At 69.0% G+C, this 14,901-nt stretch carries 11 protein-coding genes; 6 read left to right on the forward strand and 5 right to left on the reverse strand.

Annotated features, from left to right (window positions below):
- Positions 1-197: 197 nt before the first annotated feature.
- The 4 genes from ACE3T2_RS09230 to ACE3T2_RS09245 all read left to right on the forward strand — a co-directional run bounded on the left by ACE3T2_RS09230 (position 198) and on the right by ACE3T2_RS09245 (position 8,584).
- Positions 198-2,789 carry a TonB-dependent receptor domain-containing protein gene (locus ACE3T2_RS09230; protein ID WP_374656831.1) on the forward strand — a complete coding sequence of 864 codons (2,592 nt, stop codon included), beginning with the start codon at positions 198-200 and terminating at the stop codon, positions 2,787-2,789.
- A 114-nt stretch (positions 2,790-2,903) separates the two neighbouring features.
- On the forward strand, positions 2,904-6,107 hold the full coding sequence (locus tag ACE3T2_RS09235) for a family 78 glycoside hydrolase catalytic domain (protein ID WP_374656832.1): 3,204 nt from the start codon (positions 2,904-2,906) through the stop codon (positions 6,105-6,107).
- Positions 6,108-6,117: 10 nt separating this feature from the next.
- Positions 6,118-6,999 carry an alpha/beta hydrolase gene (locus tag ACE3T2_RS09240; protein WP_374656833.1) on the forward strand — a complete coding sequence of 294 codons (882 nt, stop codon included), beginning with the start codon at positions 6,118-6,120 and terminating at the stop codon, positions 6,997-6,999.
- A 16-nt stretch (positions 7,000-7,015) separates the two neighbouring features.
- Positions 7,016-8,584, forward strand: coding sequence for a tannase/feruloyl esterase family alpha/beta hydrolase (locus tag ACE3T2_RS09245; protein ID WP_374656834.1), 1,569 nt, complete (start codon positions 7,016-7,018; stop codon positions 8,582-8,584).
- Here the strand turns inward: ACE3T2_RS09245 and ACE3T2_RS09250 are convergent.
- The 3 genes from ACE3T2_RS09250 to ACE3T2_RS09260 are packed head-to-tail and all read right to left on the reverse strand — an operon-like array spanning position 8,568 to position 11,347.
- Positions 8,568-9,161, reverse strand: a complete 594-nt coding sequence (locus ACE3T2_RS09250; RefSeq protein WP_374656835.1) for a TetR/AcrR family transcriptional regulator — start codon at positions 9,159-9,161, stop codon at positions 8,568-8,570. The genes ACE3T2_RS09245 and ACE3T2_RS09250 overlap by 17 nt on opposite strands.
- Before the next feature lie 46 nt (positions 9,162-9,207).
- Positions 9,208-10,239, reverse strand: coding sequence for a glutathione S-transferase family protein (locus tag ACE3T2_RS09255; protein WP_374656836.1), 1,032 nt, complete (start codon positions 10,237-10,239; stop codon positions 9,208-9,210).
- Positions 10,240-10,252: 13 nt separating this feature from the next.
- The gene (locus ACE3T2_RS09260; protein ID WP_374656837.1) at positions 10,253-11,347 is read right to left on the reverse strand and encodes an MBL fold metallo-hydrolase; all 1,095 of its coding nucleotides are present in this window, start codon (positions 11,345-11,347) and stop codon (positions 10,253-10,255) included.
- Between the two features lie 107 nt (positions 11,348-11,454).
- On the opposite strand from ACE3T2_RS09260, the gene ACE3T2_RS09265 reads away from it, so the two are divergent.
- Together ACE3T2_RS09265 and ACE3T2_RS09270 are read left to right on the forward strand one after the other, a co-directional pair.
- Positions 11,455-12,348 (forward strand): haloalkane dehalogenase, encoded by an 894-nt coding sequence (locus tag ACE3T2_RS09265; protein ID WP_374656838.1) that lies wholly within the window; start codon positions 11,455-11,457, stop codon positions 12,346-12,348.
- Positions 12,349-12,359: 11 nt separating this feature from the next.
- Positions 12,360-12,776 carry a DUF1330 domain-containing protein gene (locus ACE3T2_RS09270; protein WP_374656839.1) on the forward strand — a complete coding sequence of 139 codons (417 nt, stop codon included), beginning with the start codon at positions 12,360-12,362 and terminating at the stop codon, positions 12,774-12,776.
- Here the strand turns inward: ACE3T2_RS09270 and ACE3T2_RS09275 are convergent.
- Positions 12,773-13,207 carry a hypothetical protein gene (locus tag ACE3T2_RS09275; RefSeq protein WP_374656840.1) on the reverse strand — a complete coding sequence of 145 codons (435 nt, stop codon included), beginning with the start codon at positions 13,205-13,207 and terminating at the stop codon, positions 12,773-12,775. The genes ACE3T2_RS09270 and ACE3T2_RS09275 overlap by 4 nt on opposite strands.
- Positions 13,207-14,886 (reverse strand): sulfatase-like hydrolase/transferase, encoded by a 1,680-nt coding sequence (locus ACE3T2_RS09280; RefSeq protein ID WP_374656841.1) that lies wholly within the window; start codon positions 14,884-14,886, stop codon positions 13,207-13,209. The genes ACE3T2_RS09275 and ACE3T2_RS09280 overlap by 1 nt, the downstream gene beginning before the upstream one ends.
- Positions 14,887-14,901: the final 15 nt, after the last annotated feature.

Below are 14,901 nucleotides of genomic sequence, written 5' to 3' on the forward strand. Positions count from 1 at the left end.
ATCGGAATTGATCATTGACGCAATCACGATCAATCAATAACGTCAATTTGCGAGCGCGCAACACCGGATGCCCGCTCATGAAAACGATACCATCAACAAACCGGCCCGATCTCAGGGGCTGTTACGGGGGAAACGAGATGAGCCAGGAGATGGCGCTTCGCGCAGTGGATCCGTCTGTTCGGAAATTGGCGCGCTGGATGATTTCCGCGAGCGTGCTGGCCCTGGCGGCCACGCCGGCCCTGGCCCAGGACAAGAACGGCAAGGATGGTGACATCGTCGAGGAAGTCGTGGTCACCGGCACCCTGATCCGTGGGATCGCGCCGACTGGCACCAACGTCATCGACCTCGGCCGCGACGAGGTGATCGCCACGGGCGCGGCCTCGTCCAACGACCTGCTCGCCTCGATTCCGCAGATCGGTAACTTCGCCACCGTGCCGGCGGGCTCGGCTGGTTTCGGCAACCCGATCGTGCGCCCCAACATCCGCAACCTGGGCGGCTCGGGCGGCTCGACCACCCTGCTGCTGATGAACGGCCATCGCCTGGTCGGCGCCGGCGTCCTGCAGACCTCGTCGGACCCCTCCATTATCCCGCCCGGCGTCGTCGAGAAAGTCGAGGTGATTCCGGACGGGGGCTCGTCGATCTACGGCTCCGACGCCATCGGCGGCGTGGTGAACTTCATCACCCGCAAGCGCTTCGAAGGCGCCGAGGCCACTGCCCGCTACGGCGTCGCCGACAACTACAAGACCTTCGACGCCAACCTCACGGTCGGCCACGCCTGGGACCGCGGTTCGGCCCTGATCTCCTACGCCTACGCCTGGCACGACAACATCCAGGGCATCGACCGCGACTACGTCACCGCCAACAATACCCCGCGCGGCGGCACGGACCTGCGCAGCACCGCCTGCGCTCCTGGCAACATCACGCTCGGCGCGCTGACCTTCGCCCTGCCCGGCCGCCTGCCGGGCACGCTGAACCGCTGCGACCAGACCGACTACGCCGACATCTATCCGCGTGAAGAGCGGCATAGCGTCTTCGCCGCCGTCCAGCAGGAGATTGCCGACAACCTGGACTTCGACGCCCACGCCTACTGGTCGCGGCGCGACACCACGACCCTCAGCGCCCAGGGCAGCACCAGCGGCGTGATCACCGCGACCAACCCCTACTTCCGCACCATAGCGGGCGAGCCGGCCCAGAGCGTCGCCTTTGCGTTCGACCAGGTCTTCGGCCCCAGCGCCAAGAGCGAGGCTCAGTTCGAGTCCTATGGCGTCACCCCGTCGCTGACCTTCCGCTTCGGGAAGGACTGGCGTCTGCAGGCCCAGGCCAACCTCGGCCGCAGCGAGAACGAGGTCAGCGAGGCGACCTTCAACGCCGCGGCTGTCACCCTCGCCCTGGCCGGCACGACCGCCGCCACGGCGTTGAACCCCTACGACCTGGCCGCGACGAACCCGGCCGTGCTGGCGGCCATCGGCGACTTCGAGAACTTCGGCGCGGCGACCCAGGACATGGCCGAGTTCCGGCTGGTGGCCGACGGCAGCCTGATGACTCTGCCGGGCGGCGACCTGCGCCTGGCGATCGGCGCCGAGCACCACTACGAGAGCATCGACGGCGTCGTCTCGCTCGACCGCCGCGGGGTGCGCACCTCAGCCACCCGGGCGGAAGCCTCGCGGCGCGTCAACTCGGTGTTCGCCGAGCTGTTCATCCCGCTGGTGGGCGAGGACAACGGCATGCCGGGCCTGCGCGGGTTCGACATCTCGGCCTCGGCCCGCTTCGACGACTACAACGACGTCGGATCCACCACCAATCCGAAGATCGGCTTCAACTATCGGCCGTTCGAGGACATCGTGATCCGCGGCAACTACGGCACTTCGTTCCACGCGCCCAGCCTGGCCGACACCACCAACTCGGTGGACGCCCGCGCCCAGATCCTGCCGATCAGCCCGTTCAGACCGGCCTCCAGCCCGCCGATCGACCTGCTGCGCCCGACCGTGGTGCTGGCCGGCGGCAACTCGAACCTGAAGCCCGAGACCGCCGACACCTGGTCGCTGGGCGTCGACTGGACCCCGGCGGCTATTCCGGGCTTCACCGCCAGCATGACCTACTGGAACGTGAAGTTCGAGGAGGTCATCGGCATCGTGCCGGGCACCTCGCCCGTCATGTTCACGGATCCGAACTTCGCCAGCTTCTACGTGATCAACCCGACCCTGGAGCAGGTGAAGAACGCGGTCGGCTCGCTGCCGCTGAACGGCGCGCCCAGCATCGAGAGCCTGTTCGTCGGCCGCTCGCCGTTCATCCTGATCGACGCGCGCCGCAACAACCTGGGCGCCATCAATCTGGACGGCGTGGACTTCAACCTCGCCTATGCGCGCCCGACCAGCTTCGGGGCGGTGACCGCCAGCCTCGGCGGCACCTACGCCCTGAACCGTGAGATGCAGACCGTTAAGGGCGGCGCTTTCACCAACCAGCTCCAGAACGGCTACGGCCGCTGGGCGGTGACCGGTTCGGTGGGCTTCAAGTACGGCGACCTGAGCGCCCGCGGCACGGTCAACTTCCGCGACAGCTATCCGGTGCTCGGCTACATCAACCAGATCAAGATCGAGTCCTTCACGACCGTCGATCTCTTCCTCGGCTATGACCTCAAGGGGATCGGCCCGGCCGAGGGCTTCATGCTGACCCTCAACGTCGACAACGTCTTCGACGAGGATCCGCCCTACTCGAACACCAGCACCGGCTACGCAAACGGCAGCACGCTCGGCCGCCTGGTCAGCGTCGGCCTGCGGGCGAGGTTCTAGGTGGCTGCACCGGCGGCGACGCGCACGACTGCGGACGCGCGTCCTCCCCGGCGCGCCCGTTGGTCGCCGCCGGTGCGGTTTTCTCGTGCAAGCAGGGCGGGCGCGACGCTCGCCATGCTGGTAAGCCTCTGCCCCATGGCGTCGTTCGCAGCATCGCCGACCGGGCTGAAGGTCGAATACGCGGTCCGGCCGCTGGGCCTGGACGAGGCGCGCCCGCGCCTCTCCTGGCTGGCGCCGGCCAAGACTGAGGGCGACTATCAGATCCAAGTCGCCGCCTCGCCCGAGGCGCTGACGCGCGGCGAAGCTCTGATCTGGGATAGCGGCCGCCTGCAGGGCGGCGACACCGGACAGATCGAATACGCAGGCCCCGCCCCCAGCGCCCGCACCCGCTATTGGTGGCGCGTCCGCAGTTGGGACGCCCAAGGGACCGCCTCGGACTGGTCCGCCCCCGACTGGTGGGAGATGGGCCTGCTGGCGCCCGACGACTGGCAGGGACGCTGGATCGGCGGCCGCCAGGACCCGGACCACGACTGGTCCGACTTCACGCTCAAGACCGACCTCACCCTCACCGCCGCGCCGTTCAACCTGCTGTTCCGCGCCCGGCCGGTCGGCAAGACCTATGGCGAAGCCTATGTCTGGACCTTCACCACGGAAGAGGGCCGTCCGGTCCTGATCCAGCAGGTACGCCGCTATCCGGGGGGCTCCAGCTCCCAAACCACGACCAAAATCATAAAGCGCACGCCGCTGGCGACCGGCGCCGGACGGCGCAGCATCGCCATCACCGCCAAGGGCGAGCAGATCACCACCGCGATCGACGGCAAGGTTGTCGACGTGCTGAGCGATGCGACCCACGCCCACGGCACGGTCGGCTTCTCCGCTCGCGCGGCCGACGCGGCGAGCGTCCATTCGGTCGAGGTCGCCGCCAAGGGCCACGCAACCTTCCGCACCGCCTTCGCGCTCAACGACAACCCGTTCACCGGCGGCCGCGTGTCGGCGCAGGGCCTGACGGTCCTGCCCAATATCGACGTCGTCCTGCCGATCGACAGCCCTGCACCCCTGCTGCGCCGAGCGTTCAAGGCCAAGGACAAGCCGGTCGCCCGCGCGCGGCTCTATGCCGCCGCCGGCGGCTTTCCCAAACTCAGCCTCAACGGGCAGGCGGTCGGCGCCTCGGCCATCGCCGACGGCTTCACCGACTATGGCAAGCGCACGCTCTATCGCGCCTACGACGTCACGGCCGCGCTGCGGCCTGGTGAGAACGTGATCGCCGCCGAACTGGGCCGCGGCTGGTACGGCCTCACCGATCCCAACGAATGGTATTTCCACCAGGCGCCGTGGCACGGCGCGCCGGTCCTGAAGGCCCAACTCGAAATCCTCTATGCCGACGGCGAGCAGCAAGTGATCGCCACCGACGCGGACTGGCGCGCCGCCGACGGACCGACCTTGAGCGACTCCATCCATCGGGGCGAGCGCCATGACGCCCGGGTGGAGCCAGCCGGTTGGCGGCTCCCCGGCTTCGACGCCCGCCAATGGAAACCTGCAACAGTGGCGCGCGGACCCGCCGGCGCCCTGGTCGCGGCCAATCTCGAGCCCATCGCCCCCGTCGAGGAGGTTCGGCCCATCTCGCTGCGCGAGGTCAAGCCGGGCGTCTGGATCTATGACTTCGGTCGCATCTTCGCCGGCTGGACACGGCTTTCGGTCAGCGGACCGGCGGGCTCGGCGGTCTCGCTGGTCCACAGCGAGCGGACGGGCGAGGACGGCCAGGTGAACCCCGCGTCGGGCCTGATCGACGCGCAACTGCAGACCGACCGCTACATCCTGGCCGGTCGCGGCCAGGAAAGCTGGGAGCCGAGCTTTGGCTACAAAGGCTTCCGTTACGTGCAGGTCGAGGGTTTCCCGGGCATTCCGACCCTGGAGAGCCTGAGCGGCCGCGTGGTCCATTCGGCGGTCCCGCGGACCGGCCGGTTCACCTCCAGCCTGCCGCTGCTGGAGAAGATCGACGCGGCCGCCCGCGCCAGCATCCTCAACAACATGCACGGGATGCAGACCGATACCCCGACCCTGGAGAAGAACGGCTGGACCGGCGACGCCCAAGCCTCGGCCGGGGCGGCGGCGCGAAACTTCGACGTCTCGCGGGTCTGGACCAAGTGGCTGGCCGACTTCCGCGACGCCCAGTCGCCCAAGGGCGAGATCCCGGAAATCGTCCCGACCACGCCCGATTACGGTTATGAAGACACCCCGGGCTGGAACGCCATCTGGGGTCCGACCACGCCCTGGGACGCGTCGACCTTCATCCTGCCGTGGGAGATGCGCCAGACCTATGGCGACACCCGCATCCTGGCGCGGATGTACGAGACCCAGAAGCGGCTGGTCGATTATACCGCCACCTACTTCAAGGCCCCCCAGTATCTCCATGAGAAGGGGCTGTCGGAGTGGAGCCCGCCGGGCGCCTCCGACTACGTCAACGCCCGCGGCGGCGGGGTCGGCGCGGTCACCACCGCCTATTTCTATCTTGAGGTCGATCATCTGGCCCGCGGCGCCGAGCTGCTGGGCAAGAGCGCGGACGCGGCGCGCTACCGGGCGCTCGCAGACGACGTGCGCGCCGCCTACAACCGCCGCTATTGGGACGCCGAACGGGGTCTCTACCGCACCCTCGACGCCAAGGGTCAGGCCAACGCCTACGCCCAGGTCCAGAACGTGCTGCCGCTGGCCTTCGGCATGGTTCCGGCCGGCGCCGAACAGAGGGTTGCGGACCACCTGGCCGCCGACGTCGACGCGCGCGGGCTGCAGACCGGCGTCTTCTCGACCCGTTACCTGCTCTTCCTGCTGGGCGACTACGGCTACCCGGACCTCGCCTTCCGCCTGGTGTCGAACACCAAGGAGCCGAGCTGGGGCTGGTGGATCGAGAACGGCCACTCGACCATGTTCGAGACCTGGAGCCTCGGCTCACGCTCGCGCGACCACCACTATTTCGGTTCGGTCTCCGACTGGCTGCACCAGGGACTGGCCGGCCTGCGCCCCGGCGCACCGGGCTATGCGACCGTCCTAGTCCGCCCGGCCGTGCCCAGGGGGCTGGACCAAGCCGCCGCGAGCATGGAAACCCCGCGCGGGACCGCCAAGGCCGGCTGGCGGCGCGAAGGCGCGAACCTGCGCCTCGAGGCGACCATCCCGAACGCCGCGCGCGGCGAAATCTGGGTTCCCCTGGGCGCCGGCGAGGTCCGCGCCCCGCCAGGCGCGCAGCTCATCCGTCGCGAGGCCGGCCATGCGATCTATGCAGTCGGCGCTGGAGCATTCGTCTTTGAAACCATCGGTTGGAACTGAGGAGTAGGCGGTGAGCCTGATCGCAACCCTGACCCGCACGGCCGCCGTGCTGGCGCTGAGCGCCACCGCGGCCCAGGCCCAGACCGCAACCCTGCGGCTCTGGCCCGATGGCGCGCCCGGCGCGCCGCTGCCGGGCGCCAGCGCCGAGGTCACCCAGACGCGCGGCGCCGAGCAGATCGTGCGGAACGTGACCGAGCCAAGCCTGACCGTCTTCCGGCCCGACCCGAAGCTGGCCAACGGCGCCGCGGTGATCGTAGCGCCGGGTGGCGGCTTCCACCTGCTGTCCTGGACCAGCGAGGGGACCGAGGTCGCCCGCTGGCTGAACAGCCTGGGCGTCACCGCCTTCGTGCTGAAGTACCGCCTGACCCCGACCGGCGACGACTTCCAGCAGCAGCTCTTCGCCCGCCTGATCTCGCCGGCCAAGATGCAGGAGATGCTGGCCCCGCTGCGCCCGCTGGCCGCCGCTGACGGCGAACAGGCCGTGCGCGTCGTGCGCCGCGACGCCAAGACCTTCGGGGTCGATCCCCATCGCGTTGGCATGCTGGGCTTCTCGGCGGGCGGTGCGGTGACGGTCTGGACCTTGCTGGCCGGCCACGCCGACAGCCGGCCGGACTTCGCAGTCGCGGTCTATCCGGGCCTGCTGCCGCAGGACCTGACGCCGCCGGCCAAGGCTCCGCCGCTGTTTGTCATGGCGGCCGAGGACGACCAAGTCGCTATCGGCGATGCCAAACGCCTGGCCGCCGCCTGGAGCGCCGCGGGCGCGAAGAGCGAACTCCTGACCTACCCCAAGGGAGGCCACGGCTTCGGGATCACCAAGCGCGGCGCGACCACCGACGATTGGCCGCAGAAGGTCGCCGCCTGGATGCGCGGCCTCGGCCTGCTGAAACCCTGATCGAAAGGCGCTTTCCATGACCTTCCACACCCTGATGTCCGGCGCCGCCTTCGCCGCCCTGGCGCTCGTCGCCGCCCCGGCCGCCGCCGCGACCTGCGAGGACCTGGCCGGCGTGAAGCTGCCCGACGGCGTGGTCGAGAGCGCGACGCCGACCGCGGCCAGCGACTCCATCGCGCTCGGCGGTTCGATGCCCGGCCTGCCCGCTCCGGCGGCCTTCTGCCGGGTCAAGGTGCGGCTGAAGCCAACCGCGAGCTCCGACATCGGGGTCGAGGTCTGGTTGCCCGAGAAGGCCGCCTGGAACGGCAAATTCCTCGGCGCCGGCAACGGCGGCTACGGCGGCGGCTTCATGGGCCCGTTCCTGATGATGCGGGGCGGCGTGGCCAAGGGCTTCGCCGCGGCCGGCACCGACATGGGCCACACCGGCAAGAGCGACACCGACGCGAGTTGGGCCCTGGGTCAGCCTGAGAAGATCAAGGATTTCGGCTATCGCGCCAATCATCTGACCGCACGCGCGGCGAAGACGCTGATCGCGGCCTATTACGGGGGCGCGCCTAAGCTCTCCTATTTCCACGGCTGCTCGGACGGTGGGCGCGAGGCGCTGATGGAGGCCAGCCGCTTCCCCGATGACTATGACGCAATCATCGCCGGGGCCCCGGCTGCGCCGTGGACGCGACTGATGACCGCCTTCGCCTGGAACGCCCAGACCGTGGCCGCCACCCCCATTCCGGCGGCCAAGCTGGCCGTGGTGCAGAACGCCGTCATGGCGCAGTGCGACAAGCAGGATGGGGTCGCCGACGGAGTGCTGGAGAACCCGGACGCCTGCCGCTTCGATCCCAAGACCGTGCAGTGCAAGACGGGTGACGCCGCCGACTGCCTGACGCCCGCACAGATCGCCGCTCTGCGCCGCATCTATTCCGGCCCCACGACGCGCGGCGGCCGCTCGCTCTATCCGGGCTTCCCGGTGGGCGGCGAGGCGGTTCCCGGAGCCTGGGACAGCTGGATCGTCAAGCCGGACGGCCAGCACGCGAAGTTCTCGACCGAGTTCTTCCGCAACATGGTGTTCGACGACGTGAGCTGGAATCCAGCGACCTTCGACGCCGAGCGGGACCTCAAGACCGCCCGCGCGCGGCAGGGCGGGACGCTGGACTCCGACAACGCCGACCTCTCCGCCTTCAAGGCCCGGGGCGGCAAGCTGATCCTCTATCACGGCTGGGCGGATGCAGCGATTCCGGCCGGCAGCACGATCGAGTACTATAAAGCCCTGGAAGCCCGGACCGGCGGCGACTTCGTGCGGATGTTCCTGATGCCGGGCATGTCGCACTGCCTGGGCGGCCCCGGCCCTAACGTCTTCGACGCGCTCGGAACCCTGGACGCCTGGCGCGGCGGCGGTCCAGCACCTGAGCAGATGATCGCCACCAAGTTCGACAACGACCTGTTCGGCTTCCTCGGCTTCCCGGCCAAGCCGGTGCGGACGCGCCCCATCTGCGCCTGGCCCAAGACCGCGCGCTGGGACGGCAAGGGGTCGACCGACGAAGCGGCCAGCTTCGCCTGCGTCACCGAAAACAGCGTCAGTCGGCGTCCATGACCCGCCGGACCGCAGCCTCGAGGACCCTGCGGGCGTCCTCTGGGCTGAGGTTCTGTTCACGCCGGAGCCGCGACCAGCTCTCCCAGCTCAGCAGCAGGTCCAGCGCCTCGAAGCGGTCGGCGTCTAGCCGGATCGCCTCCGGCGCCACCAGCTGGAGGATCTCGCGCAGCGCGACCACCAGCCGGTCGCCGTCGTCGTCCAGGAACCGGGAGCGGTGGCGCAGCACGTCCGAGGCGCGCTTGAACGGACCGATCTTCTCGAACACCGCCCCGCGGCGGGCGACCAGCTCGACCACCCGTTCGTGCGGGTCCTCCGCTTGGAACGGCTGGCCCGCGATCCCCCGCATCTCGACCTCGATGACCTCGGACATCTCGCGATAGAGGCTGTCCATGTCCTTGAAGTGCCGGAAGACGGTGCGCAGGCCCACGTCCGCCCGCTCGGCCACCTGCTCGGCGCCGGGCGAGACCTCGCCGTCGCGGATGATTTCGAGCATGGCCGCGACGATGCGGGCGCGATTGTCCTGGCCACGGCGACGGCGGCCGTCCGTCTCTTCTGCCGGCTGTTCGGTCCTGGTCACGCTACGCCCCGTACTCGACACGCCCCCTGACTAAGGCCAGAGCGCCTCAAGCTCCAGAGTCGAAGAGCGCCTCGCAGCCGGTTTGCGCAAGCAGATCATCCGCCGCCTGGCGCGCTGAGCCCTGCAGGGCGGCGTGCGCCTGCCGCAGCCAGACCAGGCATTTGGCCTGGTAGGGGAACAGCTGCTGGCTCCAGGCTTGGCCATCGACCTCGGCGCTCACCTCCTCCGCACCGCTCATCACCGCGGCGGCGTTGGCCAGCATGAGGGGGACGTAGGTGCGGCCCATCTCAGCCAACAGCGGCTTTAGGGTCGGCGGCGGGGCGGCCGGGTCGATCCAGTCGCCCTCGCCGGGCTCCAGCCCCGACTGGTCCTCCATCATCCCGACCCAGGCGGTGACCCGTGGCGCGACCTGCAGGGTCAGGGCCATGGGCGTCGGATCGAACTCGGCCAGTTGGGTGAGTTGGCCGAACACCGCGAAATCGCAGGCCGCCGGGCGGCGGCCTAGCAAGTAGGGCTGGCCGCGCAGATGATCCTCGAAACGCTCGAGAAAGCGGCGATAGCTCGCTTCGATCACCGGCCCGGTTGCAGCGTTGGAGCCGACGTAGCGAAGGCGGCCGATCTGGCGTTCGGCGACCAGGCGCCCGCGCTCGGCCAACTCTTCGTCCGGAATGCAGAAGCCCCGCCAGCAAGGAAGCATGGCCGCGGCCTTGGCGATGTCGGGCGCGTAGGACCAGCGATAGTGGAACATCGCCTTGGTCAGCCACTCGTCGGCATAGTCCTCGATCAGTTCGTCAAGGAACGCGAGCGCGAGGTCCGCAGGGATCAGACTGCGCCCGTCGTGCTCGCGCTCCAGCCGCCGGATGATCGGGGTGGAGTCGGTGACGGCGTGCAGCTGACCGTTCTCGTCGGGCAGGTAGAAGGTCGGCAAAAGCGAGACCTTCGGCTGCGGCAGGCCCGCCAGCGCCGGGCCCGAGGGCGGCAGGAAGCGATAGGGAATACGGCGATAGCGCAGCACCGCCAGCATCTTGCGGGTATAGGGCGAGCCCGGCGCCCCCGAGAGCGAGATGGGGTCCTTCATCGGCTTTCTCCCGTCACTGGAAAATGGCCAGTCGGTTCCTTCGTTCGATCTGCGTCCCGCCCGCCGGCAGGGTGATCAGATCGCCGTCGTGGCCGACGCGGATTTCGCCCGAGAACAGCCGCCGCGAGTCGCCCAGGAATGGCCCCTCCAGCGCCCGCATGGGCAGCGGCGGAATGATATGAGTGAACAGCAGGTAGCGCGCGCCTGCCCGCTGCGCGATCCGCGCAGCGTCCTGGGGGGCGGTGTGGTAAGAGAGGATATCGTGGGTGATGGCGGCGAGGTTGTCGCGTCCATGCGCCTTGGCAGCCCGGTTCTGCATGGCGACCAGCTCCGGCGACAGCCCCTCGTGCACCAGGACGTCGACACCCTTGGCGGCCGCCTCCACCCTTTTCGAGACGGCGGTGTCGCCGCTGACCACCACGCTGCGTCCCTTGTAGACGAACTTGTAGCCGACCGCCGGTTCGACCGGCGCATGCTGGACCGGGAAGGCGAAGACCTTGAGGTCCGGGGTGTCGATCAGCAGCAGGTCGGGCCCGTCCCTGGGCGGATCGAACGGGTGCGCCGTCCCGCCGAAGCCTAAGGGATGAACGACCTTTTCGCCGTGATGGGCGATGCGGAAGCCGCGATCGAGGAGATAGGCCTGCTGGAAGCCGGCGACCACCTGGTCGACGCCGGTCGGGCCATAGACCGGCACGGGCGCGCTAGCCCCGCCGCCCGCCCAGCGCTGGAGCATCAGTTCGCCCAGACCGTCGATGTGGTCCGAATGCAGGTGGGTCAGCAGCACCGCGTCCACCTTTGCCGGCGGCAGGTTCATCAGGCTGAGATTCTTGGTCGAGCCGGCGCCGGAGTCGATCACGAACAGGCGCTGGCCGGCCAGGACCGCCGTGCAAGGTCCCGCCCGCCCCGGATCGGGCATCGGCGAACCCGATCCGCACAACCCAACGTGCAGGCCGTCCGGCAGGTCGGAGAAGGCGTCGGGCGCCATGGCGCGGTCGTAGATCTTCTCCATGGCGGCCATGGCCAGACGCTCGCGCGCCGCCCACAGGCCCAGCCCCGCGACAGCGATCAGCGCCGCCGCGCCCGCGGCGATCTTCCATCCCTTAGACATCGTTCCTCGCCCGATGGCCGCGGCTTGACCCGCGCTTCATATAATGACACGCATATTGCCAATAGTTTTGGAAATGGCCAGCGCGGAATGTGCGGCGGGAGGGTGCGATGCAGGTTCTGAGGACTCCGGACGAGCGGTTCGCAGGCTTGCGGGACTGGCCATACCCACCGCGCTATCTGGAGCTGAAGGACGGTCTGCGGCTGCACTATGTGGACGAAGGCCCCCGCGACGGGGCGGTCGTGCTGCTGATGCATGGCGAGCCGTCGTGGGCCTATCTCTATCGCCACGTGATCGCAGGCCTCGTCGCCAAAGGCCGCCGGGTGGTCGCGCCGGATCTGATTGGCTTCGGCCGCTCGGACAAGCCGGCCGCACGCGCAGACTATACCTACGAACGCCACGTCGCCTGGATGAGCGAGTGGCTGACCGATCTCGACCTGCGCGACATCACCCTCTTCTGCCAGGACTGGGGCGGGCTGATCGGTCTGCGGTTGGTGGCCGCCTATCCCGAACGCTTCGCGGGCGTGGTCGTGGCGAATGCCGGCCTGCCGACCGGCTCGGGCATGACCGACGGCTTCAAGGCTTGGCTGGAGTTCAGCCAATCGATCCCGGTGATGCCGATCGGCATGATCGTCAACGGCGGCACGGGACGCGACCTGTCGCCCGAGGAGGTCGCCGCCTATGACGCTCCTTTCCCGGACGAGAGCTACAAGGAGGGTGCGCGCCAGTTCCCCGCCTTGGTGCCAGTCACGCCGGAGCATGCCTCGATCTCCGAAAACCTGTCGGCTTGGGAGGTGTTGGAGCGGTTCGAACGGCCGCTGGTCACGGCCTTCAGCGATGGCGACGCCGTGACGCGCGGCGGCGAGGCGCCGTTCCAGGCCCGGGTGCCGGGCGCCAACGGCCAGGCCCATGTGACCTTGAAGGGCGGCCACTTCCTACAGGAGGACTGCCCCGCAGACATCGTGCAAGTCATCGACGGCGTGATCGCCGCCCGCCCGGCCTGAAGGAGCGCGCAATGGAAGTCCGCAACGCCGTCTATCCGCCGCCGGAACAGGCCATGCAGTTCTTCGGCGGCGCCGAGGATGGCCCGTTCGTCATGGTCAATCTTCTGAAGTTCAAGGAAAGGGCCGAGTACCCCGACGGATCCGACGCACACCTGACGGGCGCGCAAGCCTATGCCCGCTACGCCGTCGAGGTGCGCAAGCTGGTGGAGGATCTGGGCGGGACGATCCGCTACGGCGGTCAGGTCACCGGCCTGCTGATCGGCGAGGTCGAGGAGTTGTGGGACATGGTGGCCCTCGCCGAATACCCGTCGCTAGCCGCCTTCCAACAGATGGCGATGTCGCCGCAGATGCACGCCATAGAGCACCACCGCACGGCAGGCTTGGCCGGCCAGCTCAACATCCGCACCCGGCCCGGCGAGGGCTTCTAGCCCCGCCGGGTCCGCAGCGAGAGCGCCAGGAAGACTAGGCCCAGCGCCAGCCCTGCCAGACTGCCGTAATGCTCGGGGGGGCGATGAGCGGGCGCTGGCGCGCCCGGCCCCCAGGCGCCCAGCACCAGCAGCACGCGCTCCAGCACGAACAGCGCCAGGAACAGCGGCGTCAGGCTGCGATAGCGCAGGGCCACGGCGAGCATGGCCAGACCGAAGGCGATCTGCGTCGCCCCGTGCCAGGCGAAGATGGCGATCACCAGTTCGCGCCGGTCGCCCATGTCGAGCCCGGCGATGCTCCCCGCCCCGCCGTCGGGCAGGAAGGCGTGGATCACGCCCGGGACCAGGGTCAACACGCCCCCCAAGGCGAGGAACCAGGCCGCGACGCGTGCGCCGCGGTACTGGTCGTTGGTCGATGGCGCCAACAGGGACATCAGTTGTCCCAGAGGATGTATTCGTCGCCGGCCTTCTGGGGAACGCCGCCCGGCTTGTCGATGAAAACCGGCCCCTGAAGCAGCGAGGGCCAGATCGGCTTGACGCTGCGGGCGTCCTGCTGGGCGAGCAGGGCGCTCAGCGCCTTTACCTTGTCCGGGCGCGCTGACGAAAGGTCGTTGCGCTCAGCCGGATCGGCGGCCAGATCGTAAAGCCAGACCTTGTCGCGCGCTCCATTGACTTGAAGCTTCCAGTCGCCGTCCAGCACCGCCTTGTACTGGCCCGAGCGCCAGAACAGCGTCTGGTGCGGTCGCGCCGCGTTGGTCCCCTTCACGTAGGGCAGCAGGTCCACCCCGTCGATCGGCCGGTCGCTCGGAACCGCCGCACCCGCCGCGCCCGCAGCCGTGGCGAAGATGTCGATGTGGCCGACGGGATAGCGGTATCGCATCCCCGGCTGGATCGCGCCCGGCCAGCGCATGAAGAACGGCGCATGGACCCCGCCCTCGAAGAAGGTCGACTTGAAGCCACGATAGGGCTTGTTGACGTCGGGCAGGCCGACATAGCCGGCGCCGCCGTTGTCGCTGGTGAAGATGACGAGGGTGTTCTGGTCCAGTCCCTCGTCCTTCAGCGCCTTGAGGATCTTGCCGACATTGGCGTCCAGGTTGCGCGCCATGGCGCCGTAAACCCGCGTGCGGTGGTCCTTGATCTGCGGCAGGGCGTCGTAATCTTCCTTCTTGGCCTGCAGCGGCGTGTGGATGGCGTTGGGCGCGAAGTAGATCAGGAACGGCCGGTTGCGGTTGGCCTTGATCGCCTTCACCGCCTCGTCGGCCAGGTAGTCGGTCATGTAGCCCCGCGGGGCGAACATGGACGAGCCGTTGTACTGCACCGCATAGGGCAGGTTCGGCCACAGGAAGCGGTCGATCGCGTCCCAATCCTGCTTGGAATTGACGACCGTGGGGTCCTTTTCCGGCAGGTACATCGACCCGCCGGCCATGAAGCCCAGGCTCTCGTCGAAGCCCTGGTCCTCGGGCCGCGAGCCCTTCTTGCCGCCCAGGTGCCACTTGCCCAGGTGGACGGTGTGATAGCCGCGGGTCTTAAGCACCTCGGCGATGGTGATTTCGCTGGAGGGCACGCTCAGTTCGTTGACCGCGGCCGGATTGCGCGCGGTGCTTCCGGGCGGCATGTCCTTGATGCGCTCGGGGAAGAACTTCGGCTTCACCAGGGCGCCGGGCTCGGCCTCGGTGCCGACCATGCGCTCGAAGGCGACCGGCGCCGGAGTGAACTCGAAGCCGAAGCGGGTCGGATAGCGGCCGGTGAGGATGGCGGCGCGCGACGGGGCGCAGGTGGCGTTGCCCGCGTAGCCGTTGTCGAAGACCACCCCCTCGCGACCGATGGAGTCGATGTTCGGCGTCGGCACGGCGCCGGCCGCCACTCCGCCGCCGTTGAAGGTGATGTCGTTGTAGCCGAGGTCGTCGGCCAGGATGAACACGACGTTCGGCGGTCGCTGGCCGGCCGGCGGCGCAGCCGGGCCCTGCGCCCAGGCCACCGGCCTGTTGTCCTCGACGGGCGGCATCTGCGCCCGGGCGATCATCGACAGGATCGTCGTGCGGTTCGCCGACGCCACGGCCAGTCCGGCCGCAAGCACGAGCGCGCTGGCGCCCAGCCACCTCGACAGCTTCATCCTCGCCTCCCAGCT

The organism is Phenylobacterium sp., assembly GCF_041919955.1.
GTDB lineage: Bacteria > Pseudomonadota > Alphaproteobacteria > Caulobacterales > Caulobacteraceae > Phenylobacterium.